Origin of the sequence: Photobacterium sp. Ph5 (assembly GCF_022129445.1) — a bacterium.
Lineage (GTDB): Bacteria > Pseudomonadota > Gammaproteobacteria > Enterobacterales > Vibrionaceae > Photobacterium.
The window spans coordinates 48,530-74,565 of the sequence record NZ_JADQAQ010000019.1; the positions used below are offsets into that span (position 1 = coordinate 48,530).

Annotated in this window: 26 protein-coding genes and 1 tRNA gene; 10 read left to right on the forward strand and 17 right to left on the reverse strand. The window is 39.5% G+C overall.

From position 1 onward, the window contains the following. Position 1: 1 nt before the first annotated feature. Positions 2 to 769 carry a ribonuclease H family protein gene (locus I3259_RS09470; RefSeq protein ID WP_238029391.1) on the reverse strand — a complete coding sequence of 256 codons (768 nt, stop codon included), beginning with the start codon at positions 767 to 769 and terminating at the stop codon, positions 2 to 4. A 119-nt stretch (positions 770 to 888) separates the two neighbouring features. On the opposite strand from I3259_RS09470, the gene I3259_RS09475 reads away from it, so the two are divergent. Continuing rightward, positions 889 to 2,148: a mechanosensitive ion channel domain-containing protein gene (locus I3259_RS09475; RefSeq protein WP_238029392.1), complete on the forward strand. Its 1,260-nt coding sequence runs from the start codon at positions 889 to 891 to the stop codon at positions 2,146 to 2,148. 86 nt (positions 2,149 to 2,234) lie between these two features. On the opposite strand, the gene I3259_RS09480 is transcribed toward I3259_RS09475, so the two are convergent. Both I3259_RS09480 and I3259_RS09485 read right to left on the reverse strand, forming a co-directional pair. After that, positions 2,235 to 2,825, reverse strand: a complete 591-nt coding sequence (locus tag I3259_RS09480) for a putative adenosine monophosphate-protein transferase Fic (protein WP_238029393.1) — start codon at positions 2,823 to 2,825, stop codon at positions 2,235 to 2,237. A 2-nt stretch (positions 2,826 to 2,827) separates the two neighbouring features. After that, a complete protein-coding gene (locus I3259_RS09485) occupies positions 2,828 to 3,082 on the reverse strand; it encodes a YhfG family protein (RefSeq protein ID WP_238029394.1) in 255 nt (84 codons plus the stop codon). 206 nt (positions 3,083 to 3,288) lie between these two features. Between I3259_RS09485 and I3259_RS09490 the strand changes: the two genes are divergently transcribed. Both I3259_RS09490 and I3259_RS09495 read left to right on the forward strand, forming a co-directional pair. Continuing rightward, positions 3,289 to 5,637 carry a YgiQ family radical SAM protein gene (locus I3259_RS09490; RefSeq protein ID WP_238029395.1) on the forward strand — a complete coding sequence of 783 codons (2,349 nt, stop codon included), beginning with the start codon at positions 3,289 to 3,291 and terminating at the stop codon, positions 5,635 to 5,637. 188 nt (positions 5,638 to 5,825) lie between these two features. Beyond that, complete coding sequence (locus I3259_RS09495) at positions 5,826 to 6,824, forward strand: phospholipase A (RefSeq protein ID WP_238029396.1); 999 nt, start codon at positions 5,826 to 5,828, stop codon at positions 6,822 to 6,824. A gap of 62 nt (positions 6,825 to 6,886) precedes the next feature. Here the strand turns inward: I3259_RS09495 and I3259_RS09500 are convergent, their stop codons facing one another. Together I3259_RS09500 and I3259_RS09505 are read right to left on the reverse strand one after the other, a co-directional pair. Then, positions 6,887 to 7,042: a hypothetical protein gene (locus I3259_RS09500; RefSeq protein ID WP_238029397.1), complete on the reverse strand. Its 156-nt coding sequence runs from the start codon at positions 7,040 to 7,042 to the stop codon at positions 6,887 to 6,889. A gap of 175 nt (positions 7,043 to 7,217) precedes the next feature. Next, the gene (locus I3259_RS09505; protein ID WP_238029398.1) at positions 7,218 to 7,961 is read right to left on the reverse strand and encodes a YggN family protein; all 744 of its coding nucleotides are present in this window, start codon (positions 7,959 to 7,961) and stop codon (positions 7,218 to 7,220) included. 221 nt (positions 7,962 to 8,182) lie between these two features. Here I3259_RS09505 and I3259_RS09510 point away from each other — a divergent pair, with 221 nt between their 5' ends. Further along, positions 8,183 to 8,662: an NYN domain-containing protein gene (locus I3259_RS09510; protein ID WP_238029399.1), complete on the forward strand. Its 480-nt coding sequence runs from the start codon at positions 8,183 to 8,185 to the stop codon at positions 8,660 to 8,662. Between the two features lie 72 nt (positions 8,663 to 8,734). Here the strand turns inward: I3259_RS09510 and I3259_RS09515 are convergent, their stop codons facing one another. Next, the gene (locus tag I3259_RS09515) at positions 8,735 to 9,415 is read right to left on the reverse strand and encodes a cation transporter (protein WP_238029400.1); all 681 of its coding nucleotides are present in this window, start codon (positions 9,413 to 9,415) and stop codon (positions 8,735 to 8,737) included. 158 nt (positions 9,416 to 9,573) lie between these two features. Here I3259_RS09515 and I3259_RS09520 point away from each other — a divergent pair, with 158 nt between their 5' ends. The 3 genes from I3259_RS09520 to aqpZ all read left to right on the forward strand — a co-directional run bounded on the left by I3259_RS09520 (position 9,574) and on the right by aqpZ (position 12,299). Then, positions 9,574 to 10,458: a LysR family transcriptional regulator gene (locus I3259_RS09520; protein WP_238029401.1), complete on the forward strand. Its 885-nt coding sequence runs from the start codon at positions 9,574 to 9,576 to the stop codon at positions 10,456 to 10,458. 101 nt (positions 10,459 to 10,559) lie between these two features. Further along, on the forward strand, positions 10,560 to 11,375 hold the full coding sequence (locus I3259_RS09525; protein ID WP_238029402.1) for a UDP-2,3-diacylglucosamine diphosphatase: 816 nt from the start codon (positions 10,560 to 10,562) through the stop codon (positions 11,373 to 11,375). Positions 11,376 to 11,591: 216 nt separating this feature from the next. Next, a complete protein-coding gene (aqpZ, locus tag I3259_RS09530) occupies positions 11,592 to 12,299 on the forward strand; it encodes an aquaporin Z (RefSeq protein ID WP_346015694.1) in 708 nt (235 codons plus the stop codon). A gap of 113 nt (positions 12,300 to 12,412) precedes the next feature. On the opposite strand, the gene I3259_RS09535 is transcribed toward aqpZ, so the two are convergent. From I3259_RS09535 to I3259_RS09545, 3 genes are all read right to left on the reverse strand, one after another. Continuing rightward, the gene (locus tag I3259_RS09535) at positions 12,413 to 15,475 is read right to left on the reverse strand and encodes an FAD-binding and (Fe-S)-binding domain-containing protein (protein ID WP_238029403.1); all 3,063 of its coding nucleotides are present in this window, start codon (positions 15,473 to 15,475) and stop codon (positions 12,413 to 12,415) included. A 214-nt stretch (positions 15,476 to 15,689) separates the two neighbouring features. Further along, the gene (locus tag I3259_RS09540) at positions 15,690 to 17,198 is read right to left on the reverse strand and encodes a phosphatase PAP2 family protein (RefSeq protein ID WP_238029404.1); all 1,509 of its coding nucleotides are present in this window, start codon (positions 17,196 to 17,198) and stop codon (positions 15,690 to 15,692) included. Between the two features lie 103 nt (positions 17,199 to 17,301). Continuing rightward, positions 17,302 to 18,750, reverse strand: coding sequence for an NAD-dependent succinate-semialdehyde dehydrogenase (locus I3259_RS09545; RefSeq protein WP_238029405.1), 1,449 nt, complete (start codon positions 18,748 to 18,750; stop codon positions 17,302 to 17,304). Between the two features lie 238 nt (positions 18,751 to 18,988). On the opposite strand from I3259_RS09545, the gene I3259_RS09550 reads away from it, so the two are divergent. Next, positions 18,989 to 19,831, forward strand: a complete 843-nt coding sequence (locus tag I3259_RS09550) for a pirin family protein (protein ID WP_238029406.1) — start codon at positions 18,989 to 18,991, stop codon at positions 19,829 to 19,831. Positions 19,832 to 19,878: 47 nt separating this feature from the next. Here the strand turns inward: I3259_RS09550 and I3259_RS09555 are convergent, their stop codons facing one another. Together I3259_RS09555 and I3259_RS09560 are read right to left on the reverse strand one after the other, a co-directional pair. Further along, a complete protein-coding gene (locus tag I3259_RS09555) occupies positions 19,879 to 20,355 on the reverse strand; it encodes a DUF2947 domain-containing protein (RefSeq protein ID WP_238029407.1) in 477 nt (158 codons plus the stop codon). 168 nt (positions 20,356 to 20,523) lie between these two features. Next, positions 20,524 to 20,745 (reverse strand): hypothetical protein, encoded by a 222-nt coding sequence (locus tag I3259_RS09560; protein WP_238029408.1) that lies wholly within the window; start codon positions 20,743 to 20,745, stop codon positions 20,524 to 20,526. Positions 20,746 to 21,155: 410 nt separating this feature from the next. On the opposite strand from I3259_RS09560, the gene I3259_RS09565 reads away from it, so the two are divergent. Beyond that, complete coding sequence (locus tag I3259_RS09565) at positions 21,156 to 21,950, forward strand: DUF3108 domain-containing protein (RefSeq protein ID WP_238029409.1); 795 nt, start codon at positions 21,156 to 21,158, stop codon at positions 21,948 to 21,950. Positions 21,951 to 22,001: 51 nt separating this feature from the next. On the opposite strand, the gene I3259_RS09570 is transcribed toward I3259_RS09565, so the two are convergent. From I3259_RS09570 to I3259_RS09590, 5 genes are read right to left on the reverse strand one after another with little or no spacing between them, the layout of a single operon-like run. Further along, the gene (locus I3259_RS09570; protein ID WP_238029410.1) at positions 22,002 to 22,253 is read right to left on the reverse strand and encodes a hypothetical protein; all 252 of its coding nucleotides are present in this window, start codon (positions 22,251 to 22,253) and stop codon (positions 22,002 to 22,004) included. A 37-nt stretch (positions 22,254 to 22,290) separates the two neighbouring features. Next, entirely contained in the window at positions 22,291 to 22,857 is a 567-nt protein-coding gene (locus tag I3259_RS09575) for a gamma-glutamylcyclotransferase family protein (protein ID WP_238029411.1), read from the reverse strand. Positions 22,858 to 22,867: 10 nt separating this feature from the next. Beyond that, complete coding sequence (locus I3259_RS09580) at positions 22,868 to 23,827, reverse strand: biotin-dependent carboxyltransferase family protein (protein WP_238029412.1); 960 nt, start codon at positions 23,825 to 23,827, stop codon at positions 22,868 to 22,870. Beyond that, positions 23,815 to 24,513, reverse strand: coding sequence for a 5-oxoprolinase subunit PxpB (pxpB, locus tag I3259_RS09585; RefSeq protein ID WP_238029413.1), 699 nt, complete (start codon positions 24,511 to 24,513; stop codon positions 23,815 to 23,817). The genes I3259_RS09580 and pxpB overlap by 13 nt, the downstream gene beginning before the upstream one ends. Positions 24,514 to 24,522: 9 nt before the next feature. Further along, positions 24,523 to 25,278 carry a 5-oxoprolinase subunit PxpA gene (locus I3259_RS09590; RefSeq protein ID WP_238029414.1) on the reverse strand — a complete coding sequence of 252 codons (756 nt, stop codon included), beginning with the start codon at positions 25,276 to 25,278 and terminating at the stop codon, positions 24,523 to 24,525. A gap of 246 nt (positions 25,279 to 25,524) precedes the next feature. Here I3259_RS09590 and I3259_RS09595 point away from each other — a divergent pair, with 246 nt between their 5' ends. Then, on the forward strand, positions 25,525 to 25,707 hold the full coding sequence (locus tag I3259_RS09595) for a DUF3012 domain-containing protein (protein ID WP_005368573.1): 183 nt from the start codon (positions 25,525 to 25,527) through the stop codon (positions 25,705 to 25,707). Positions 25,708 to 25,797: 90 nt separating this feature from the next. Here the strand turns inward: I3259_RS09595 and I3259_RS09600 are convergent. Then, positions 25,798 to 25,884 (reverse strand) — tRNA-Leu (locus tag I3259_RS09600). Between the last annotated feature and the right edge of the window lie 152 nt (positions 25,885 to 26,036).

The window sequence follows — 26,036 nt, forward strand, 5'->3', positions numbered from 1 at the left end:
TTTAGCCCGCTCTTAGGGCTAAAATTGCTTTAATATCTAAGGGTTGCTGATATAGCGAAAACGCAACCTCGCGCTCATCTACTGCAAGAATCGACATTCTATCAGCCAATTCATTACCTTCGATGCCAACGTGCCCATTTACATGGTGAATTTGGATCATCTCTTTTATTGCTTGATAGTGCTCAAACATTGGTTGGATCAAATCTAGGTTTTTGATCTCTCCCCCTACTTTTTTCCAACCATTCTTTTTCCACGATACAGCCCACTGAGTAATACACTGAATCGAGTATCTTGAATCACAAAATATCGCGACACTTATGCCACCAGCAATATACTTTTCAGCTTGGAGTAAAGCTTGATATAACGCATTTAGCTCAGCGGTATTATTGGTACCTTGCGGATTATATAAACCAAACCATAATTCACTTAATTGGTTTTCTCTATACAGCGCTAACCCCGATCCAGCTTTGCCAGGGTTGGGATCACAACCACCATCCGTGAAGATTTTAATCTCAGCTTTTACAGCATGTACTTGCTCTGCGGTCAAAGATCCTTTACTGGTTTTAGCTGCTTTCGCGATATTTTTTGTGGTAGAAGATGCCCTATGTGTGGGAGCTTTACCACCAAAAGCGGCTTGTGCTTCTTCTTGGCTAGGAAATGACTTGTATTTAGCACCTGCGAACTTGTCCACTTGCTGTTTACAACTAAGCCAATCGGTATATATTCCCGGCTCTCTTCCTTGCCATACAACATAAAACTTTTTTGCCACGCCAATCTCCAGCACATATCATTGAGTATTCAATTATATACTAACAGTCATTAGCTATTTTTTTCAGGTATGATGCGGTAATAATTTATTGTTTAAACGTTATCAAGTGGAGTGAGCCTGTGAGCAAAGAAATTAGAGTTGATATCGCCCACATTCTGTCCGAAATTGGTGTCAATATTGAACCACATGACAATATATCAACGGTCTTTTTCTTAGTGTTATGTAGTGGGGTCGCTTTTCTTTCTTATGTGATCGTTCGCTGGGGATTATTGAAAATTGTCAATGCCATGCTTAGACGCTCAAAAGCCTCATGGGGTTCAGTGATCGTCAAACATGCGGTATTTGAAAAACTGTCACTGATCATTCCTGCTGTGGTGCTTAACTTACTCATTCCACTAGTACTTGATAAACACATTATTCTTAGTGGATTAATAGACCGTATTCTAAGTTTATGGCTTATTTTTGCTCTTATCCGAAGTAGTTATGCTTTTTTAGATGCCAGTAATGATATCGCTGATATCAAATTAATGAGCCGTGATCTGCCCATAAAAAGTTTCGTTCAATTATTTAAGTTAATCATCTTTTTAATTGGCTTAATCATCGCGATTTCAGTACTCGCCAATCGCTCTCCAGTCTATTTCTTAAGTGGTTTAGGTGTTGCGACAGGTCTAGTATTATTAGTCTTCCGCGATACTATTTTAGGTTTTGTTGCTGGTATCCAGCTATCTGCAAACCAAATGGTAAAAGTGGGTGATTGGATCCAAATGGATAAATATGGCGCTAATGGCAGTATTGAAGAAGTCTCATTAACCACAGTAAAAGTTAAAAACTGGGATAACACCGTAACCAATATTCCCGCTTATGCGTTAGTACAAGATTCCTTTATTAACTGGCGCCAAATGCAAGAATCAGGTGGTCGTCGTATTAAACGATCGGTGTTAATCGATATTGATACCATCAAGTTTATCGACAGCAATGATGAAGCACAGTTAGCAACAATAGATTTTGTACCTACAATTCTGGCAAAGAAAAAACAAAACCTACCACCAAATACTGGCTTAACCAACGTCGCGATATTTCGTGGTTATCTTGATGTGTATCTCAAACAACATCCTCAAATACGCCAAGATATGACTTTTCTCGTGCGTGAATTAGAGCCGACCCCTAACGGATTACCGATCCAGATTTATGTTTTTGTGAATGATACGCGATGGGCTTTTTATGAAGATGTGCAATCAGATATTTTTGACCATGTCTTTGCAATGATCCCTAAGTTTGGTCTGGCGGTTTACCAAAGCCCTGCCTCATCAGATATTAGAAGCTTGCAACCAACTATGGCAATAGAACAACAAACCATCGCTGAAAAACAAAACTTTTAATTATCGAACTTAGAAATGGCAAGCGATATAACGTTATGCACTCAGCGTTTATAGCTTGCTATTTTACTCAGAACGTTGCTAGTACATTAAGGCGTTGTCACACAGCGTCTAAACAAATCCTGCATCGGCTTATAGTTGCACACAACCCCTTGAATGTTAGCGTTAAGCCACTGATCTGCCGTTACGCCACTAAAATTAATGTTATAGCCACAATTAATGACGATATGTTCAAACAGTATTCTCTGTGTCCGCCCATTTCCCTCTCGAAAAGGATGTAATACATTGATATCGCAATAATATTGTGCCAATCGCTCAATCAACTGTTCAAAGGGTAACCCGACCAGATAACGTTCAGCTTCAAGTTGGTTAAATAAACGAGTGGTTTCTTGCGGTAAACGACTCACGTGACAAAAACGTGTATCGTCTTTTGATATATCAATCGTACGGCACTGACCCGCCCACTCAAACAAATCATCAAAAAGCCATTTGTGTAGCTGACAAAAATACGCGAAATCATAAGGTGGCGAGTCAAATTCAATTCCCATCGCCGCCAATATATTAAATTGAGTTTCTGCCTCATCAAATAAAGCTTCATCTCTAATATTGAGCTTATTAATCAATACATAAGAATTTTCGTAAGTATAAGGATCTTGGTCTGTACCGTACTTATCGTCCACATTCACACCTTTTCAGTGTTCTCTTGTTGATAATACCTAATCAGTTGTAGGCGCAATGCATTACGCTCTCGCGTATTTTTTATCGGTGAAGGCACACTAATGTCATAGCCTTCTAACCGCATACTTTGCGTAAAGTTAGCCATTTTAACTTGCTCACAATATGCATGCTTGTCTGCAAAGCTTGTTAATATCGGTAGCGATTTATTCTCCTGCTCATTACTCTTCATCCATTTTCTCACTTCTCTTTTTTCGTCCATTGTAAACATTTTTATGTTTTATAATTCACAGTTCATTTAATACATCTAATTTAACGCTCTATATGAAATATTTTTAGCATAGTTAGCTATTATAAAAATGTTGCTTCAGTAATGATTTATCCTTAAAAATTCTCTGGTTTTATAAGGGCTAGTCAGTGATACCGCTAACCGTTATAATTCCCGCCTCAAAATATAGAGGTCAAAACATGCACACGAAAGTAACACCTATTGATAGCTATCCTAAGTATTGGGCTGAATGCTATGGCACAGCGCCATTTTTACCAACATCTCGTAAAGAAATGGATGCTTTAGGTTGGGATAGTTGTGACATTATTATTGTTACTGGTGATGCGTATGTTGACCATCCTAGCTTTGGTATGGCAGTCATTGGGCGCCTACTAGAAGCCCAAGGTTTCCGCGTTGGTATTATTTCCCAGCCTAAATGGGACAATAAAGACGAATTTATGAAGCTGGGTAAACCGAATCTCTTTTTTGGTATTACTGCTGGTAACATGGATTCAATGATTAACCGCTATACCGCCGATCGTAAGCTTCGTCATGATGATGCTTACACCCCGAACAATGAAGGGGGCAAACGTCCCGATCGCGCAGTACTCGTATATTCTCAGCGCTGCCGTGAAGCATTTAAAGACGTTCCTATTGTATTAGGTGGTATTGAAGCAAGTCTTCGCCGTCTAGCACACTATGATTACTGGTCTGACAAAGTCCGTCGTTCAGTATTAATGGATGCAAAAGCCGACATTTTGTTGTTTGGTAACGCTGAACGTGCGCTGGTTGAAGTCGCGCACCGTTTAGGTAATGGCGAAGATATTAAATCATTAACGCGTATCGCAGGTACTGCGGTAATGGTGAAAGGAGTTCCTGAAGAGTATAAAGAAATTGACTCTTCACGTATTGAAAAACCAGGCCGCGCAATGGTAATGCCAAACCCATACGCGACCGAAGAAAACTGTGACACTAATAAACAAGAACAAAAAAACGAAGCTAAAGTAGTACGTGTACAGCCATCACGTCACGATGCAAAAACAACAGTTGTTCGTTTACCGTCATATGAAAAATTAGCCAATGACCGTATTCTCTATGCCCACGCTAGCCGTGTGATGCATTTAGAAACCAACCCCTACTCTGGCCGTGCTCTAATTCAAAAACACGCTGATCGTGAGCTTTGGGTAAACCGTGCACCAATCCCACTTTCTACTGAAGAGATGGACTTTGTTTTCGGCTTACCATTTGCACGTGTGCCACACCCTAGCTACGGCAAAGCAAAGATCCCAGCTTATGACATGATCAAAACCTCGGTTAATATCATGCGTGGTTGTTTTGGCGGTTGTTCTTTCTGTTCAATCACAGAGCACGAAGGTCGAATCATCCAAAACCGTTCAAAAGAATCTATTTTGAACGAAATTAAAGATATTCAAGAAAAAGTACCTGGCTTTACAGGTACTATTTCTGATCTGGGTGGCCCAACAGCAAACATGTATCGTTTAGGTTGTTCTGATGAACGTGCAGAAGCTAACTGTCGTCGTCCATCATGTATCTTCCCTAAGATCTGTGAAAAGCTAAATACTGACCATAAACATACTATCGATCTGTATCGTGAAGCGCGTAATCTAAAAGGCATTAAGAAGATTATGATTGCGTCAGGCGTGCGTTATGATTTAGCCGTTGAATCACCAGAATATGTCCGTGAGCTTGTGACTCACCACGTTGGTGGCTACTTAAAAATCGCTCCTGAGCATACCGAAAAAGGCACGCTTGATCTAATGATGAAGCCTGGTATGGGTACATTTGATCGCTTTAAAGAAATGTTTGAACAATACAGTCAGGAAGCAGGCAAGAAGCAATACCTGATCCCTTACTTTATTTCAGCACACCCTGGCTCTACAGATGAAGACATGCTTAACCTTGCATTATGGTTAAAGCAAAATGATTACCAGTGTGATCAGGTTCAGAACTTCTATCCGTCTCCAATGTGTAATGCAACAGCGATGTATCACTCTGAAACAAACCCACTGAAAAAAGTGAAATATAAAGGTCGCGAAGATTTATCTGTTGCTAAAGGTGAACGTCAACGTCGCTTACACAAAGCGCTATTACGTTACCACGATCCAGCTAACTGGGCATTGATCCGTGATGCGCTAATTTCGATGGGTAAAAAGCACTTAATCGGTAATCGTCCGAGTTGTTTGGTACCACCACCAGGTACAGAAGCTGAGTTAACGCCAGCAGAGCGTCGTGGCTCAGGTCGTCATGGCGCTAAGCGATTTGCGACTAAGCACCCAAATCAACCAGATATCCGTAAAGATGGGAAGCGTAGCCCAACAACGCGTAACGGAAAGCCAACAGTAAAAGGTAAACCTTCAGCTAATGGCAAACCTACTGGGACTAGCAACCGAAGTGAGACAAGCAGCAATAAACGCCCAAATAACAGCAACAATGCAGGTGCCCGCAATAGCAGACCTGCAGGCAATACAAATCGTAATGGAAAAGCGGGGCGACCAAACAAACCAGCACGCAGTCGAGCTGGCTCTTAATATTATAAATATTAATTAATATAGCCAATTGCAAAAAACGCCACTATCAAAGTGGCGTTTTTATTTAACCAAACATTGACATTTTGTAGGTATAATAGATAGTAATTGATACAAAACAAACAGTTCAAGTCTGCTTACTTAACTTTTTTATAACTTTCTTGTGCTTATTTCAGGGACATCGATTACTTGTGAAACCAGTATATAACTTCTGTTTATTAGCGATGTTTACAACCCCCTTTGTTGTAAATGCTGCACCTAATGACGACTATGAGGCATGTTTATTTGATGCAGTGAAACGTCAAAGTGGTGATTTAACACTTAGCCAAATTCGTAGTCGGTGTGAAAAGTTAATAGCTGAGGCTAAAAAAATCAATAACGAACCCATGATCTCGCAGCGTTTGCAACGTGAGCGTGCGACTACATTTGATCCGTTTGTTATTACCCCCCACCGAATGAATTACTTCCTTCCTGTTAGCTTAACCGACAGTGTTAATCGTGATGCATATAATGGTACAGAATGGGATAATCACTTAAAGAATGCAGAAGCTGAATTCCAGATAAGTTTTAAAACACCATTAAACTACGATGATTTATTCATTGATGGTGATGGCGTCTTTCTTGCTTTCACTCTAAATTCTTACTGGCAGGTGTATGCCAGTGACATTTCACGCCCATTTAGAGAAACCAACTATCGCCCTGAAATGTTTTACCTAGCCCCTACGCCATGGAAGCCTCTAGGTGGTAATACGTGGGCGACAATAGGTATCGAGCATCAATCAAATGGCCGTACTCAAGGATTATCCCGTAGTTGGAATCGTGTATATACCGACTTTATTTTTGAAAAGGGACATTTTGCCTTCTCCTTTAGACCGTGGTGGCGCATTCCTGAAGATAAGAAAAAAGAACCATTCTCTCCATCTGGTGATGATAACCCTGATATCGAGCATTACATGGGCCATTACCAAGTTGGTATGGTCTATAAATGGGATGACTATGAGTTCAGCTTTATTGGACGTGAAAACTTTGCTTCTCATAAAGGTTATGGCGAGATTGGTTTAACATTCCCACTCTGGGGGAAACTACGCGGTTATACTAAATATTCAACAGGTTACGGTGAAAACCTAATTGATTATAACCACAAACAGCAACGTATTGGTGTGGGGATAGCCCTAACTGATATTTTGTAATAATTAGAATCATCATGACGCTTAGTGTTCTCATTAAAGCCCATATAAGCGTCATGCTTGTTCTATCGAAATAATTCAAACCCCATAAAGATAATTGCAGCACTACCTAATACAGAAAAAAGACCTACAACAACCTTTCTTTGATTTGTCGGCGACATATAACGCATAACCCAATAAGCAAACAGTAACAGACCAATTATCACAGCAATCTTCAACATATTTATCCCCTATTGGTCAAAGTGCGTTTCTAATGATGAAAATATCTTCCTTTAAATACACGATCTTATTACTTATTTTATCTTTTTAGCTTAACACATAGTTCATATTTAGGACAAAAAACACACAAACAAAAAATAGCGCAGAGCTGCGCTATTTCTAAAATAAAAGAGCTAATTAAATTTCAAACATTGGCATATCTTTCAATTGTGGTATTACCTGTTGAAGCTGCTTCTCCTGTTCGGCCAGACCTTCAATAGAACCACATAAACTATCTGCTTTTACTTTCATTTGCTGACTACGTTGGGTCATTTGTTCACTTAATCGTGTTTTTAATTCAGCAAATTTTGATTGAAGCTGCGTAAAATCTACATCGCCATTTTTCATTTCATCAGAAAGCGCCGCAAATAAGCTCGCTATCGATTGAACACTGACTTGTTTCATTGCCGATTCAAACTCAGTTTTCCAATTAGTATCCATATTAGAAAACACATCAGCAGGCATAACAAACTCCCCTTGCTGATTATAAAATTTCTCATGAGCTTGCTGACCAAACTGAGCAATTAGCGTTTCAACGTTTTTAAAAGCATCTTGTGAATCAAAACTATTGGCAACTTCACCCAATACATCCGTTGCCATCCCAACACCTTCTTGTGCTAGTTGTGCCATCTGCGGTAGGTAAGTCTGAACATTCTGGCTATAGGCCTCGACTGCTTTTTGCTGCATTGCAGTTAAATCAACTTTTTCACCATTAATATAAACTTCATTATTTTTATCAATCAGTAACTTAGGCTTACCTTGTTCGTAAACAGAAATATTGCCATTATCAATATGAATAGGATTTGGTACATCTACAGGGCAACTCTGTGCCAATACTGAGCTTGAACTTAATAGTAGTGTGCCGATCAATAACTTGTTCATCACTTTATCTCTTTAAATCATCTAGGCGAGTGATTGCCTTTTTATTAAGACATCAATTTTCTACTTTTATTCCATAATCTATCGCGATTTGTTGCTTGTAACGACTCGCCGTGTTTCTTTGAATAAAAAACCAACAATAACAACACATTGTTCAATAACAGTTGAATTATCCCCTCCATTTCTTCAACATAGCTTTTAAATTCAACCAATTTGGAATTCTCGTGGAAAAAGTTGCAATCTTTGTTGATGTACAAAACATCTACTACACCGTAAAAGAAAAGTATCGCGCTAACTTCGACTACAATGCTTTTTGGGCGGAAGTTTCACAAGATAGAGAAATCATCGCAGCTTACGCTTATGCAATTCATAAAGGAGATGAAAAGCAAAGACAATTTCAAAATATTCTGCGAGCGATTGGCTTTGAAGTAAAACTAAAACCGTTTATCCAACGCAGTGATGGCTCTGCTAAGGGAGATTGGGATGTAGGTATTACGCTAGATGTTATCGAGCATGCACAAGATGCTGATCGTATTATTTTATTATCAGGCGATGGTGATTTTGATTTGTTAGTTGATAAAGTACAAACCAAATATAATACCAAAGTAGAAATTTATGGCGTACCTGGCTTAACGGCGACATCACTTATCAATACTGCCGCACATTACCGTGAAATTGAAGATACCCTTTTACTTGGACGTTAATCGTTGCTTGCAACAATAAATAAGGCCAGCTCTATCAAATAATAAAGCTGGCCTTATCTCATTTACTTTTCTTTATTTACTCATTGCATGCGCCATTGGCTGACCATGAATTTCTAATAGTTCATGTACTGAACGCCATACCATTTTCACAGGAACAATGATGAAATAAACCGATGCTAATACAACCATTGTTGGATCGGCATATACTGCATACTCTGCGTATTGCGTCATCATTAATAATTTAGCGATAAAGAAGCCAGCTAAAACAGCAACACTGATCACGGTATCCATAACCCACTGTTTTGCTTCAGCATCAGCTAACGCAGATTCAATATTCTCGCTCTTCAACTTAATATAACGATAAGTCGCATAACAGCCAGTAACACTTACCATACCAAATGCAAGTGCGACACCTGCATTAATATCACGCCCACCGGCTAAAATTGCTTCAACGGCTGAATAAAAAGACCATAAACACATAACGGCAATAACAGAACCTTTAATCGCAATAACAGCAGGCTCAATCATCGCAAATTGAGGAGTTGTCTTATCCACTTCAGGCTTATGAATATAATGCGCTGCACCCAGTGATAACATGGTTAACGCTAAGCTGACTAGTGAATAGGCACCATCAAACACAATTACTAACGAGCCAACAATAGACCCTAAAACAATCCCTATTACCGCAAATGAAAATGATGATATTGTTGACAACAATAGCAATCCACGCTCTTGTTGTATCTTGCTAGACATATAAACCTCAATCGACAAATTATTCGTCGTTTCTTGTTGTAGAATTAAACTAAGCACATAATATCGTGGTTTATATTAATGATATAATCACTGAGCGGCAGTTTTTTCGTCGCTAGTATGAGCATATAAGTTCGTATTTCTACCAGGTGAAAAACTGTATGAGAACCAACCAAATTGAGATGTATTTGTATGCAATTAAAACAGGATCTATTGCGGAAGCGGCAAGAAAATTAGGGAAAAGTCGTACTACTGTCAGTGCTGCTTTAAGTGCATTAGAGGATGAGCTCGGGATTGCACTTTTAAATCGAACCGGAAATCAAATTATTCCCACTGATATCGGTGATGCGATTGCTAACGATTTTGAAAGAATGTTACTTATTGCCCGTGATATTGAAACCCGATGTGATCAACACTTAGCCGGTGTTGAGTCCACCATCCGTATCGCACGTGACGATTCATTACCAGAGTCTGTTTGGCGTAAATTATTACGAGATATTCGTAAACAATTCCCACAAACCAGTGTGTCGATTTATAGCGCACCACCGCAAGAACTCGAAGAAATGGTAACGCAAAATTTAGTCGACGTTGCCTACGGTTTAATACCTGAGACTCATCAACTATCACGTTTAAATCAAATCGATTTAGGGCAAATTCGTGTTATGTCTGTTGCCCACAAAGATCATCCCCTTAGTCAGTTACGTAAAGTGACAACCGCTGATCTGGAACGCTTTACTGAAATTGCCGTTGCTTATATCGATGAAGAAAGCCTAAAAATTGTTACGCCTAAAGCAGGTAAATACATTGCTTTATCGTTTTACGAGCACCTTCGCGATGCCGTTTTAGATCAAACAGGTTGGTCTTATTTACCTGCGATTCTAATCAATCAATACCTGCGAGAAGGCACGCTGAAAGTCCTAAAGTATAACCGTGCTATGAACTGGCAAGCTTACGGTGAAGTAGTAGAAAGTGAATCACGCCGTACACCTGTAATAAAATGGCTTTCAGACCAAATCGAAACTTACTTGTTTGATGAAAGTGATTAAATGTATAAAACGATAACATTAGAAGTTAATAAAATAGCAACTGAAGAGTCATAAAACCGCGATAGCGTAAAAATTCATCCTAAAAAGAGTGTTTAAAAATCATGAATATCAATACCTATCGCACCTTATGGCTATCTGATCTCCATTTAGGTAACCGTGATTGTAAAATTGATTATCTGCTCAATTTTTTTGAACATAACCAAGCTGAAACCATTATTTTAGTTGGTGATATTATTGATTTGTGGTCTCAAAAAAATCGTACTTACTGGCCTCAAAGCCACCATGCTCTCCTCAATCTCTTACTTGATAAGGCCCATCACGGTTGTAAAATCATCTATATTCCAGGCAATCACGATGAAAAAATTCGTGACTTTCTACATTACGATTTTGGTCATATACAACTCGAACGCCACTATATTCATATCACTGCGACTGGAGAAAAAATACTGGCATTACACGGTGATGAATTTGATGATTTAGTTACTGTTAATAGTTTTCATAGCTATTTAGGTGATAAAGGCTATGACTTCCTACTTTTTCTCAATCGCTGGCTACACCATATTCGCAGAAAAATGAATAAACCTTACTGGTCCTTAGCAACATACATAAAACAGCGAGTCGACAAAGCACATCAAGCCATTGCTCGTTTTCGTCTAGCAGCGATAACTCATGCTAAAAACCATCAAGTTGATGGGATTATATGCGGCCATATCCACCAGCCAGATCTTCGACATTGTGACGGTATTATGTATGCCAATTGTGGTGATTGGGTTGAAAATTGCACCCTATTAACTGAAACACATGATGGTGCAATTCAATTACGACACTGGACAGATACCCATAGTGAATTAATCGCTGATAGTCGAATCTTATTTAATCAGATTAAAGAACAATCACTTAAAAAACATGCCGCATAATAACAGAACATTCTAATTACACATAAGTCACTGATTTATTGAATTTATATCTGACAAACACAAATCGATTGCTACACTTATTATGCTTATAGCTAGTAATTCACTTCTGTGAATTTAGTTGAATTAAGATAAATAAAGATAATTTATCTTTAAATTATATGGACATAGCTAGATTGAACGGTGTTTTTAATCCATTATGTGCGTCGTTTTTATAAAATAAGGAAAAGAAATATGATGAGAAAATTGGTTGCCGAGTTTATCGGTACATTCTGGTTAGTGCTAGGTGGTTGTGGTAGTGCGGTTCTAGCTGCAGCTTATCCTGATCTAGGCATCGGCTTCCTTGGTGTAGCACTAGCATTCGGTTTGACTGTTGTAACTATGGCATACGCGATTGGTCATATTTCTGGCTGCCACTTAAACCCAGCGGTCACTGTCGGTCTATGGGCGGGTAATCGCTTCCCTACTGGTGAAGTTATTCCTTATGTTATTTCTCAAGTTCTTGGTGGTATCGCTGGTGCTGCTGTACTTTACGTTATTGCAAGTGGTCACGCAGGTTTCGATCTAGCAGGCGGTTTCGCATCAAACGGTTATGGCGAACACTCACCAGGTCACTATTCATTATTATCTTCTTTTGTTACTGAAGTAGTAATGACATTTATGTTCCTATTCGTGATCTTAGGTGCGACCCATAAGCTAGCATCACCACAAATGGCTGGTTTAGCAATTGGTCTTGCGCTAACACTGATCCACCTAATCAGTATCCCTGTAACAAACACATCGGTTAACCCTGCACGTAGTACAGGTCCTGCTTTGTTTGTTGGTGACTGGGCAACATCTCAACTTTGGATGTTCTGGGTTGCACCACTTATCGGTGCATTACTTGCCGGTCTTGTTTACCGTTGGTTAGCGCCAAATAACGATTAATATCATTGTTATTTACCGAAATTAGATATCTCTTTATATCAACTTATCTAGATTGAAGAGAGACAAAAAAAGCGAGCTAAGCTCGCTTTTTTATTATCTCGATATTAAGTTAACTAAACATTTTGTACCGCTTGTAATAAAGCCTGTACTGGGTGCTTAAATTTAATATGCTCAAAACGCTTCACTTGGCTTCGACAAGAGTATCCAGTTGCCAGGCAACGTGCAGAGTCTAATTTATCGATATTCGGTTTCCAGCTTAAGTTATACACCCCTTTAGAGGTTTCTAACTTATCTTTTTCATGGCCGAATGTTCCAGCCATACCACAACAACCTACAGCAACAGATTGAAGCGCTATACCAAAGTGACTAAATATCGTCCCCCACTGCTTTTCAGCATTAGGCATCTTAGTTTTTTCAGTACAATGAGCAAATAAATACCAAGGTTGTCCATCTGTCGCTTGATATTGCTTTAACTCTGGCAGTAATGGTAATAACCACTCATGTGCGGTTAACACTTCAAAGTTACCACGGGTTTCTTTTAGTACTTCGGCATATTCATCACGGTAACAAAGCACGAGCGCTGGATCGACACCCACCATTGGAATATTCAGCACCGCTAGTTGGTTTAGGAAATCAGCGGTGTTACGAGCGGTTTTCGCAAACTGACGCAAGAAACCTTTTACATGCTGCGCTTTACCATTTGGTTTAAATGGCACCAAAATTGGCTTTTTACCCAGTTTTTCAGTCAAAATAATGAAATCTTTTACCACTTCGGCATCATAGAAGCTGGTAAACGGATCTTGAACAATCAGTACATAATTCTGCCGCTCTTGCTCTGATAACGCTTGTAACCATTGCAGATCAAAACGTAGCGCATGGTGTCCATCAAGTTGCTCGGTTAATGTCGGCAACGACAATAACGGCATATCAACATAACCAATCGCTTTTTCAGTGAGTTTTTTCGACCACTCTGGGCGTGTTAAGGCATTCATCACCCCAGGTGCTTTTGCCATTAACGGTAAATAGTTTTCAACATACGCAACTAAATAATCTTTCGCTGGGCGTTGATAACGGCTGTAATAGATATTCATAAAGCGTGAGCGGAAGCTTGGAACATCCACTTTGATTGGACACTGGCTTGCACATGCTTTACATGCTAAACAACCATTCATCGCTTCCATCACTTCATGAGAGTAATCATATTGCTTACGACGTTCACCATAAGTATTTTTTAGACGATCAATGATCTGTTTAATCGTCGGTGTCGTGGTCAATAACTTATGTTCTAACTCGTCAGCGTTAACGCCCTGCTCTGCTAATTGACGTAGCCATTCACGAACCAGTCCTGCCCGCCCTTTCGGAGAATGACGACGATCTGCGGTGATCTTCATCGATGGACACATAGGTGAGCTTGTGTCGTAGTTAAAACACAAGCCATTACCATTACATTCCATCGCTTGTTTAAAACTATCTCGTGTTGTTACGGGGATCTGACGATCATAAAAACCACGCTTACGATCATCAACCTTCACTAATTGATCATCGCTCTCTAATGGCGTACAAATTTTACCCGGGTTTAAACGATTGTGTGGATCAAACGCAGATTTTATTCGACGTAATTCTGTGAATAACTCATCACCAAAGAAAGCCGGACCATATTCAGAGCGGAAGCCTTTACCGTGTTCGCCCCACATCAATCCGCCATATTTTGCCACCAGCTCAACAACTTGATCAGAGACTTCTTTCATCAAGCGCTCTTGCTCTGGATCGCACATATCAAGTGCAGGACGAACGTGTAAAACACCCGCATCAACGTGGCCAAACATGCCATAGTTTAATTGTTTTTCATTAAGTAGCTGACGGAATTCAGCAATAAAATCAGCTAAATTTTCAGGAGGCACACAGGTATCTTCAGCAAATGCGATAGGTTTTTGACTACCTTTTGCTGCACCCAATAAACCTACGGCTTTTTTACGCATGGTGTAAATTTTTTGGATGCTCGCCAGCTCTTCACATACTTGATAGCCAATAATGCCTGCTTCATTAGCCGTTATCATGGCATCGAGTCGTTCACATAATGCTTTTACCTGTTGTTGATTCTCGGCAATATCATTACTTGCATACTCAACCATATTGATCCCTAGCATTTCTTTGCCAGGAACATCGGTTAATAAGTCGCTAACAGTATTCCAAACGATATCTTGTTTTGCGAGATTCAATACTTTGGAATCGATGGTTTCTACCGACAGCGCTTTAGCTTCAACCATCATTGGCGCATTACGTAGCGCTGAATCAAAGCTATCGTATTTAATATTTACAAGCGTTCGTGATTTCGGGATCGGCGTAATATTCAGTTTCGCTTCTGCAATAAACGCAAGCGAACCTTCTGCACCACACAACAAACGACCAATATCAAATTGTGTTAGTTCATCGTCATAAACATTTTTTAAATCATAACCCGTTAAAAAGCGGTTAAGAGGGGGAAACTTATCAATAATTTGTTGGCGTTTTTCACGACATATTTGCGCAGAGGTTTTAACCACTTTTGCAGCGAGGTCATCACCTGATATCGACTCTATTTGCGCCTCATCTAATGCTTCAGTTTTTAATACTGAGCCATCAACAAGAACTGCCGTTAAGGACAATACATGATCAGACGTTTTTCCGTATTTTAACGACCCTTGACCCGAAGCATCAGTGTTGATCATACCGCCCACGGTAGCGCGGTTACTGGTTGATAAATCAGGAGAGAAAAAATAACCATGAGGACGTAACGCATCGTTAAGTTGATCTTTTACGACACCTGTTTGTACTCGAACCCAACCTTGTTCAGGATTAACTTCCAGTACCTTATTCATATGGCGTGAAATATCGACAACTACACCAGGAGTCAATGATTGGCCATTGGTTCCCGTACCGCCCCCACGAGGAGAAAAGGTGATTTTTTGATAGTTTTTCTGTTGACCAATTTGACCAATTAACACCAGATCATCGATATCTTTAGGTAAGATAACGGCCTGAGGAATAACTTGATAGACGCTATTATCTGTCGCAACAGCGAGTCGACTCGCATAGGTTTTCTCTATCTCGCCTCGAAAACCTGCCGCGGATAAATCGTCAAGGAATGACAGCACCAGTTGCTCGATACTGTGCTGATGGGTTAATGCTGGTAACATTGTGCTCCTTCTCCAGTGTACGCTATCACTTATAGCGGAGTCGTGTCCTACGACTACTGGCCTTCTCTCATTTAATATTTATAGCCTGATCGTTATAAATTCGATCATCGGCAAATCAATTTTAGATATTATTATCACTTTACTTTACCTTACAACGCGATAGAACAAAACAAACAATCATGGTTTATAAATACCACTTCCACCTTGAAAGTACTTATTTCAAACGGTAGCTATGCACTGTCATCAGTACGCACGCCATAACCATGACGATAATAGTTAATGTTTTTATCAATAATATAGCGACTGTACTTATCACGAGCTCTACACATAATGAGCTCAAAAATCCAATCGCCAATACAGAGCCTAGTAGCGCCACTGCTAATTTTATTTTTTGAGGGTAAGTAATTGTTTGTCGTGATCGGCCTCTATCAATAAAGACAGCGGCACTCATTGCAAGCGTACAGGCCAATAAATACACTTGCTGAGGGACTTGAAAATAGCTCACACCAAGAGCGATTATTACGCTAAATAGTGCCCAGAACTGCCAATTACGAACGTGCTGATAGGCTAAGCCTGAACGTTGCCACCAAATAAGCAAGACTAAAAGCACTATCCCAACCCCCAAGCCCAGTAACGTATCTGAGATAAAATGCACACCGAGCCAAACCCTTGCGATAGCTTGTAAACTAATCGCAATAATCAACAGCGGCAGTGTCTTTATGCGAAACGCTCTTGGATTTGAAATAAAATTAGATCGATAACGATGAATCAGTAACGGTAAATTATACCAAAGCAATCCCCATAACACCGTTGCCATTAATGTATGACCGCTCGGCAAACCAAAACCACTGGCTGCAGTTTGTTGTAACTCAGGCCAAATATAAAATGGACGCGGTGATGCTAATGCTAATTTCATTACCGAAGCAATAAAAGTGACAGACACGAGCACACTTGATAAATACAACATTGCAGTCACACCAAAACCGACGGTAACAACGAGCAATAACAAACCAATAAACAACTTTTCACCGGGCAAGTTAAACACAGATATCACTTGTTGAAAAAGTGATTGGTCACTGTCAGGCATGGATTTAATTTCCTGCTGAAACGACTTTATCTGTGTCAGTTCCCATTGATGTAGCCTACTCACCGCATCATAATCTGCGGCGTTGACGGTAATTTCACTATTGGGTACTTGCGGTAATAAGTGTTGGATCAATGGTACATCATTAGGGTAGCGATAATCTTTTGGCGTAATGTTTTCAGCTGACAATAAATACGCACGCTTCACTTCTTTGGTAAAATGCTTCGCTTGCCAAGTACTAATTAGCAAATCATCACTTTCTGTCGTTGTTAACGGTTGGGTATAAGATGTAATCAGTGTCGTTGGAATGGGCTGTTTCGCTACACACGCAAATAATGTCGTATTACCTCGCAATTTTAGCAATTTCACCGCATCGACATGAATGCCTATTTCTTCGTATACTTCACGTACAGCAGCCTGCTCAGGGCTATTCGTAGGATCAATTCGACCACCAGGTAAAGCTAATTTACCTGATATTTCTTCTTTTATAACAACAACTTTATCACCGTATCGAATCAAACATGCAGACCCAACTAAAGGAATAGCCTGAGCTGGAAAAGCAAAAAAGAAAATCAGAAATAAAGTGAAGGTAGTCCAGTAAGGTTTTATTGTTGAAAATGTAAATGAAGGTGAACTCATGCGTACCACAGAAAATAGTATCCAAGCATAATAGAAAAAACAAAGCTGAGAAACTCAGTGTAACTCAGCTTGCTAACATCACGCTAAAATAATAATAAAAACGCTACAAACCACCCATTAGGGTATATTTCATCTCAGTATATTCTTCTAAACCTTGATGAGCACCTTCTCGACCAATACCTGATTCTTTAACCCCACCAAAAGGCGCAACTTCAGTCGAAATTAACCCCTCATTGACTCCCACCATGCCATATTCCAATGCCTCACTAACGCGAAATGCACGTGATAATGATTGTGTATAAACGTAAGCAGCAAGACCTGAATCGGTATTATTAGCGCGTGCAATAACATCTTGTTCATCAGTGAACTTAAACACAGCAGCTAACGGACCAAAGGTTTCTTCACTCGCCACTAACATATTATCGGTTACATTACTTAGCACCGTAGGCTGAACAAAGCAGCTTGTTGAAGGCTCTCGTGTACCTATAACTAAGTTTGCCCCTTTCATCATCGCGTCGTTAATGTGTTTTTCGACTTTCTCAACCGCAGCTCGGTTTATCAACGGGCCAATGGTAACACTATTATCAATACCATGACCCACTATTAGTGCCGATACTTTTTCAGCTAGCTTTTCTACAAACTGCTGGTACACATCACTGTGAACATAAATACGGTTAGTACACACGCATGTCTGACCTGCATTACGAAACTTAGAAACCATCACCCCATCAATCGCGCGAGATAAATCGGCATCATCAAACACAATAAATGGCGCGTTACCACCTAACTCCAAAGACACTTTCTTAACCGTCGCTGCTGACTGTGCCATCAAAAGCTTACCGATTGCAGTAGAGCCTGTGAATGAAACTTTGCGAACTCGCTTATTACTCATAAGCTCTGCGCCAATTTTGATGGCATCTCCCGTAATAACATTAAACAATCCAGCAGGAATACCCGCCCGATGCGCAAGTTCTGCGAGGGCAAATGCAGTATAAGGAGTATCGGGGGCTGGTTTTAATACAACGGAGCAACCCGCTGCAAAAGCTGGACCACATTTACGTGTGATCATTGCAGCAGGAAAGTTCCATGGTGTTATGGCAGCAACCACACCAACAGGCTGGCGAGAAACTAAAATACGGGCATCTTCTTTATGGCTTGGAATGATCTCGCCGTTTAGACGCTTAGCTTCTTCTGCATACCATTCAACAAAACTCGCCGCATAGGCAATTTCACCCTTCGCTTCAGCCAATGGTTTACCTTGCTCGGCAGTAAGAATATGAGCTAATTCATCACTGTGTGAAACAATTAACTCATACCACTGACGTAAGATCACCGAACGATGTTTAGCTGTTGTTTTTGACCACAATCGATACGCTTTATCTGCAGCATCAATGGCGATATTTGTTTCTTCTACACCCATAAGGGGAACATGACCAATAACTTCATCTGTCGCCGGATTGGTAATATTTACCGTTTTACCAGAAAAGGCGTCACTCCATTGGCCATTAATAAATGCCTGCTGTTTAAACAAGCTACCAAAAGAAAAAGTCATTCGTGTTTCCTATTATTTCGTAAATATTGAGTATCTATTTAATCTTGATATTGTAATACAAATAAGCATAAAGCGTTTAATATTCACCTATCATTTTATCAGTAATAAAATTTTTGTTGCTAATAATGCAGCAGATCAGCGAGTAAACAACTAGGCTAAATAAGAGCTGAATATTAATTTGTAATGGCATGATACATAGGCTTGTTTTCTAGCCTTACGAAAACAGGTAACAATAGCAATGACTAGAAAAATTGCAGTAATTCGGCATGGTATAAAACACGGTGCCATTATCACTTATATCGATACCCACCACCTACCTGATACCAATCCCTTTATCCTTTGGGATCATTATTTATCCAATAACCAATCACATAATGAATTAGACTTTCACGGTCATTCAGGTATCGATGCGGTTAGCTATCCCGTTGTCGGATCAATCCAAAGCAATGACAGTATCAACGGTAAAGATCACATTCAAACAGGTGATATTCACCTTACTACTTGTGGTCATGGCATAGTGCATAAATCATTGATGAAACCTCATCATGGTGTCGCAGAAGCATTTCAAATGTGGACCGCTTCTCCTTCAGGTAAAAAAGGTGAAATGGCGACGCCATCAAGTATTCATATTGCTAGTGAAAAACTTCCTCTCATTGAAAGTACACACGCGACAACAAAAGTACTTATTGGTCAGTATTATGATGTGGAAAGCCCCGTAAAACACAACTGCAATATTATCTATCTTGATATTATTGTAACGTCGTACGGTAGTTGGACATTTACACCTCCAGAAACCCATGTTGCCGGTTTTATTTATTTACGCTCAGGGCAAGCCTATATCGCAAACAATCAACTACATCCAAATCAAATGGGAATATTTTCTCACTCACAATTACCTATAACAGTAACAACCACAAACCACAGCGCACGTTTTTTTATTGCGTTGGGTGAGCCGTTAAACCAGCAATTAATAACAAAAGAAGGTTCGGTTCATTCCTCAACCAATAACTTACACATTGCATTAGAGAATATTCAACAGATCATAAAGCAATTACAACCCATTGGTGAAGCACATAAATAACAACGCCCCGTGATTTACAAAAATAAAAATCACAGGGCGTAAGAAAATTATGGGCGTGACGCTAACTGATAAGTGCCATTGGATTGAAACCATAGCGCTTGTTTTTGTTTGCGACCCAATAGAATTGGACCATCATCAAAAAATAAGAAGTTTTTCCAGTTACGCTTAAATACACCCCATTTAGTTTCTACAATATTGTACTTTTCGTAGCAGAAATAAATCGTTGTATTATCTTCCCATTGCAAAGCAGCTAAAATAGCCTCTGGCAATGATGTATCATCATCGTTATCCCAAGCATCTTGCCAGTCTTCAGGCTCTGACCAAATTTTTGCATCTGCAGCCCAATCACCATGCTCAAAGTGATCAGAATCTGGACTCTGCTTACTAATATGTTCTTGCCATAATTGCGAAGAACGCGCTTGGGTTAACGGTTTTATTTGCTCAAGATCTGTTGTAGGAACAGGCATTGAAGCATGGGTAAAAATCCACTTTCGCGTGTAATTATCAAGGTCGGTGTAATTCATCAATCAGCCTAAATATATAAAGACACCGCAATGTACATCAGACACAAAATTTGTTCCAGCTACAGACAAAGAAAAAGGTATTCTTTAATGGCTGATTTGAATGTATCAAAAAAGGTACGAACATAATCGTACCTCATCCATCACTTCCCGAGATTATCACTGTCCAATTTATTTTTCATCACCCCACAAATTACTCACCCAGCCGCCCGCATTATCATCATAATGACTATCATCAAATGTTGCTATTGGCTTTATGGGGCTTTCATTATTATGACTTTCTAGTAGCTGTGATATATGCATCGCCATAGGATCATCTGTCGATTTCATTCGATGTCGAGTAGCAACTTCTTTGATGATCTGTAACCGATATGACGAGTTCATTTTTTTCATCACACACTCCTCTTTCTTTAGACATAAACGTATAAAAAATAGGCGTGCCCACACTAAACGTCAAATTACTGTATTAATAGTGTCATAGCAATCAGGTATGTGTACCAAAATAAATTTCTTTAAATAACAACACGTTATTTTTTTATTAAAAGAAAAATATTGCAAGCACTGAGAGTGAAAAACATAAATTCATGATTTAAAAAGAAATAATAATAAGTTAAATTTTTATTTCATTTCATTCCTATTATTAATAATTACGTATAAAAATACATTCGCAACCTTCAATAAATAAGTCATATGTGCGGGATAGCTTTCTGCATAAAATACATGCTACATGATCATCTTGTTACCAAACCTGTTAAACTATAAAACGCTATTGTTCGTTATATCTAAATGTTGTAGGAGTACCTGTGCGTCTATTGTCTTTATTTACTACGTCGGTTTTATCTTTATTGAGCGTGACTGCCATTGCAGCACCGACAAGTAATACTTCAACGGCACTACAAAAAGAAAGTCATGCCACCTATTCTTTTCCAAACCAATTCCATCAATGCAAAAAGACTTTAAATTACAATGTATTTTTTAAAGGTCAGAAAATTGGTCATTATCAACGTCGTATTGTTTGGAAAGGTGATAGCGCTGATATTTATACCACCAGCGAAGTTGATGTTTTAATTACTAAATCAAAAATGAACTCTCATTCACAACTACACTGGTCAAATGCAGCTCAACGTTTCATCACTGATAAATTTCAGCGCACTATCACCGGACTAATGGCCGGCAATGTGAGTGCAACTTTTAGTAACGATGGCCATAACTCAACAGTGACTGAAGATGGAAAAACGCAGAAATATACCAGTGATTTAGCTCCTATTATTGATGGTGACACAATTGGTAGTCAAATGCGTCTTGATTTAATTGAAGGTAAAAAGAACTTTGATTTCATCATGCAAAACAGTGACGAAACCAGCCACTATTATTTTACGGTAGCGGGTAATGAAACAATCAAAACTAATTTTGGCACTCTAGACACTATTCGCGTTAACCAAACGAGAAAGAGCGATCGCCAACTTTCACTATGGTTTGCACCATCACTTGATTATCAACTCGTAAAAGCAACCTATCACCGTAAAATTGTCGATTTGGAAGCCGTACTGATGAGCCAAAAGATTGATTGCCCGCCAAAGCAGTTATTCAAACAGTAATAATCACTAGCATCGAAAGGCCGAGTTATTCACTTATGACTCGGCTTTTATTTACTTCATCGTCACTTTTCCGCCAATGATTTTAAATGCAGGTGTACCTCTCACTAACGTATCACGCCCAAATACCAAACCACATTCAGGGCATGTTGCAGGCTCAATCGTAAAATCTTTTACAATTCTTTCTTTAAAACACTTTACTAGCGCCCCTTTCCCACCTTTTCGATACTTAAATAAGAGCGTTTTACATTTAGTACAAAAAATATCGACTGTTTTTGTCGGCCCTTTTTTATTCGGTTTTGCCACCGTTGATCTCGCTTACCTTATGACGATGAATAGATTGTTAATTACCTGAAATCGTATTTTCAATGAGTACATCAATCTGCTTTCGATCTGTATCATAAACGCCAGCTAAGTTGCCATATTTGGGCGCATGACGATCATTTTGATAAGGGTATTGCCAGCCAGTCGTCGTTGCGACGAACATCTCTGCAAATTGATGTGAAATAGATAAGCATCCCGCTAAAACCGTATCAACATAGGTTTGTGTAATAGGGAACTGCTGACAAGGCGGTAAAGCACTATTATTGATATACACCCAAACTGGTTCAGATAATGTGAGCTGCGTATTTTCTAATAATTCAATTTGTTGTGCGGTAATTTGAATACGTTGATAGCCATGTTCTCTTTGATCAAAGTCTCTCAAACCTTTTTCATCAACTTCAATTAACACGCCATTACAGACACCTTGTCCCGGCTTAACAACTAAAGGTGCGATAGGATAACTGCCATCAACATTGCCCCATGAACGCTGTAAACCATGCACTAATGCAGGATAAGATTTACCAGTATTACCTGTACGGTTTCGCGAGTATTTATTGATCAGGCTTCCATAGCCAAAAATATACATCCAATCACCTTTATTTCTTTTCGTTACCACAATTGAAAACATTAAAGAATCGACAGAAAGTAAACCATTTCTGTAACTCAAGTTCAAATAGCTCTGGGCTTAATGGCGAAAATCGGATTGAATCTCCCGGTTTTAATTGACTAACCAAATTAAGATCGCGCTGAGTAATGCAACCTAAAATAGGATATCCCCCCAACGTTTGTCGATCATTGAGTAAAATAATGGGCTCTCCTGCCGCTGGAAATTGCACCGCTCCCTTTGCTATAGGTTGAGAGATCAATGTTGCCTTATTTGGGAGGATCTTTTCCCCTACAAGCCGATAACCCATGCGATCACTATGTTGACTCACTTGATATTCTGACTGATAAAACTGCTGCTTTTGCTGTGGAGAAAACCACTCTGCTTGATATGATTCAATAATAGATACCGTTAACTTTTCCGCATAATTGGGTATATAGCGTGCGGGTACTGCTTGAAAATGATAAACGTTGTTTCCACCATATTTAGAAAGTCGTTTCCCCTCTTTTAGTGACTGACCCGTACCATCAAAACCGCCCAGATGATTCCTAGCTACTGTCGATACACTACCTAGACTTTCTTTAACACAAAATCCACCGTCAATTGCCAAATATGCTCTTAATCCCTGCCGTGCATAACCCAACTGCAATACTTGCCCACTCAATAAGCGTACCGTTTGCCAAGGCATGATCTTTCTTCCATCAACCTTGGCTTGCATATCAGCCCCAGTGAGAGCGATAGTACAATCGGTGAGAACGTTAAAACTGACTTGTCCTAATGTGATCTCTATTTGAGCCGCATTAGGATCATTATTTAACAATAAATTCCCCCAGCAGAAAGCATGAAGATCCATTGCGCCACCTTGGCTTAATCCATGCTCTGCAACACCATAACGACCAAGATCTTGCAACTGCATTAGCATACCTGATTCAATGATCTCTAACGCTTCCATAACTGCCCTCCTAGATCTAAAAATTCTTGTTTGGTGATCGCAAAAAATTGCACCTGATCGCCAATTGAAAAAATAGATAACGGGTACTGATCAGCTAAAAATAAGGATTGCGGACAATTACCAATAATATGCCAGCCTCCAGGACTTTGATCGGGATATATTGCGGTTTGGTTATCGGCAATTCCGACGCTTCCTGCTGGTATTTGAAGTCGAGGTGATGACAATCTAGGCATTGCGATTTCATCATCCACCGTAGATAAAAAAGCAAACCCAGCAGTAAAACCAATCGCACCGACTTGATAGATTTTATCGCTATGTCGAGTAATGACTTGTTGCTCTGTTAGCTGGCTATGCTCGGCAACAGTCGCTAAATCTGGCGCAACATCTGAATGATAATAAACAGGTAATTGATGTAGTTTTGATGTTGAATGGCAAGAGCCTTTATGACTTTGCTGATGATCTGCAAACCATTGTTCGCTTGTCGCAACCAATAAAGAATAACAATTACAGTCCAGCCGAAAATGTAGCATCACCTTAGTATACGAGGGAGTAATATCGATTAATTCACGACTATATTGTGTTTTAATAAACGTTACGTAGTCAGCAATCATGGATGTTGTTTCAGCGGTAATTTGCTGCCCAAATTCCACCATCATGGCTGATTCAGTTAACCGACTAATAAGCATAATAACGTCCTATTTATTATCATTTGCTGACTTTAATAACAGGGCGATCTCTTTAATTGTCGCAATTGATTCAGGGTTATCACCATGCACACAAATGGTATCAACCTGTAATGTTAATAATTTCCCACTCTGGGTTTTCACTTTACCTTGAGCGAGTTGTAATACTTGCGCTTTTATCAAATCAGGATGGTGATGTACTGCACCAGTTTCATGTCGTGGAATCAATAACCCTTCGGTTGTGTAAGCCCTATCTGCAAACGCTTCAAAAAGTAAAGAAACCCCCTTTTGTTCGGCTATTTGAATATATGCCTCATTATTTGCTCGTGACAGGACCATAAGAGAAAGAGGAAGTGCACGGGAAGTATTAAGTTTTGCGATAGTAGAAACAATGACTTCGAAAATTTCAGGATCTTGCATCATTTGGTTATATAACGCGCCATGAGGCTTCACATACGTAATAGTCACAGCATTCAGACGACATAAGGCATCTAGAGCCCCTACTTGGTAAGCCACACTATGACTGATTTCATCCAACGTATGAGGAATAGGTCGTCGTCCAAACCCTTCTTTATCGTTATACCCAGGGTGAGCACCTATGGTCACATCATGATGTTTAGCTAAAGCAATCGTTTTTGCCATTACTGTCGGATCGGATGCATGAAAACCGCACGCAATATTCGCCATATTGATCCATGGCATCACTGCAGCATCATCACCCATATTCCAAGCACCAAAGCTTTCGCCCATATCACAATTTAATTTCATCATGCTCTCCTTGCAATCATGCCAGATCACTGGCTATCAATAATTATCTTAGCCCTCCGAAGCATCAGAGTATTTGTGTTTAGCAAACCTGTCTTTACCTTTGTTATTGAAATCTTACATAATTCTCACATAAAACACTTTTTAAAATTTGCTAATACGTGACCTTTCAGCCATTCTTGCAAGATTGTGAGTAATCACAAAAATTTAAAGCTAAAGCTGATGATTAATCAGTAATAAAGGATTTTTATGAAGAAGTTATTTATTTTATTAGGCGCTGTAACATTACTTTCTGCATGTACACCAGAGGTAGGTAGTGAAGATTGGTGTAACCAATTAAAAGAAAAGCCAAAAGGTGATTGGACAGCGAACGAAGCAACCGAATTTGCTAAAAGTTGCATCATTCGCTTCGGTACTGATAGCGATAAATAACAAAAAAGAGCCTTTCGGCTCTTTTTTCTTTAATGTATCCATATTACAGACGAAAAAAAAGCTCATCTAATGATGAGCTTTTTTTATAGATGGTGCCCCGGGCCGGACTTGAACCGGCACAGCGCGAACGCCGAGGGATTTTAAATCCCTTGTGTCTACCAATTCCACCACCAGGGCACGCAATTTCTTGCGATGGGTAAGACACCATCTGTAGATATCGCTTATTAGCCATATCTTTTAATTCTATTTTCTTTTTTACCTATTAGGTAAAATAAAGATGGTGCCCCGGGCCGGACTTGAACCGGCACAGCGCGAACGCCGAGGGATTT

What these genes read in the sequence shown, in the direction of transcription:
- I3259_RS09485 (WP_238029394.1), bottom strand. Translation starts at nt 3,082, where the DNA reads ATGGACGAAAAAAGAGAAGTGAGAAAATGGATGAAGAGTAATGAGCAG.
- I3259_RS09490 (WP_238029395.1), top strand. Translation starts at nt 3,289, where the DNA reads ATGCACACGAAAGTAACACCTATTGATAGCTATCCTAAGTATTGGGCT.
- I3259_RS09500 (WP_238029397.1), bottom strand. Translation starts at nt 7,042, where the DNA reads ATGTTGAAGATTGCTGTGATAATTGGTCTGTTACTGTTTGCTTATTGG.
- I3259_RS09505 (WP_238029398.1), bottom strand. Translation starts at nt 7,961, where the DNA reads ATGAACAAGTTATTGATCGGCACACTACTATTAAGTTCAAGCTCAGTA.
- I3259_RS09515 (WP_238029400.1), bottom strand. Translation starts at nt 9,415, where the DNA reads ATGTCTAGCAAGATACAACAAGAGCGTGGATTGCTATTGTTGTCAACA.
- I3259_RS09520 (WP_238029401.1), top strand. Translation starts at nt 9,574, where the DNA reads ATGAGAACCAACCAAATTGAGATGTATTTGTATGCAATTAAAACAGGA.
- I3259_RS09525 (WP_238029402.1), top strand. Translation starts at nt 10,560, where the DNA reads ATGAATATCAATACCTATCGCACCTTATGGCTATCTGATCTCCATTTA.
- I3259_RS09535 (WP_238029403.1), bottom strand. Translation starts at nt 15,475, where the DNA reads ATGTTACCAGCATTAACCCATCAGCACAGTATCGAGCAACTGGTGCTG.
- I3259_RS09540 (WP_238029404.1), bottom strand. Translation starts at nt 17,198, where the DNA reads ATGAGTTCACCTTCATTTACATTTTCAACAATAAAACCTTACTGGACT.
- I3259_RS09545 (WP_238029405.1), bottom strand. Translation starts at nt 18,750, where the DNA reads ATGACTTTTTCTTTTGGTAGCTTGTTTAAACAGCAGGCATTTATTAAT.
- I3259_RS09550 (WP_238029406.1), top strand. Translation starts at nt 18,989, where the DNA reads ATGACTAGAAAAATTGCAGTAATTCGGCATGGTATAAAACACGGTGCC.
- I3259_RS09555 (WP_238029407.1), bottom strand. Translation starts at nt 20,355, where the DNA reads ATGAATTACACCGACCTTGATAATTACACGCGAAAGTGGATTTTTACC.
- I3259_RS09560 (WP_238029408.1), bottom strand. Translation starts at nt 20,745, where the DNA reads ATGAAAAAAATGAACTCGTCATATCGGTTACAGATCATCAAAGAAGTT.
- I3259_RS09575 (WP_238029411.1), bottom strand. Translation starts at nt 22,857, where the DNA reads ATGTATATTTTTGGCTATGGAAGCCTGATCAATAAATACTCGCGAAAC.
- I3259_RS09580 (WP_238029412.1), bottom strand. Translation starts at nt 23,827, where the DNA reads ATGGAAGCGTTAGAGATCATTGAATCAGGTATGCTAATGCAGTTGCAA.
- pxpB (WP_238029413.1), bottom strand. Translation starts at nt 24,513, where the DNA reads ATGCTTATTAGTCGGTTAACTGAATCAGCCATGATGGTGGAATTTGGG.
- I3259_RS09590 (WP_238029414.1), bottom strand. Translation starts at nt 25,278, where the DNA reads ATGAAATTAAATTGTGATATGGGCGAAAGCTTTGGTGCTTGGAATATG.
- I3259_RS09595 (WP_005368573.1), top strand. Translation starts at nt 25,525, where the DNA reads ATGAAGAAGTTATTTATTTTATTAGGCGCTGTAACATTACTTTCTGCA.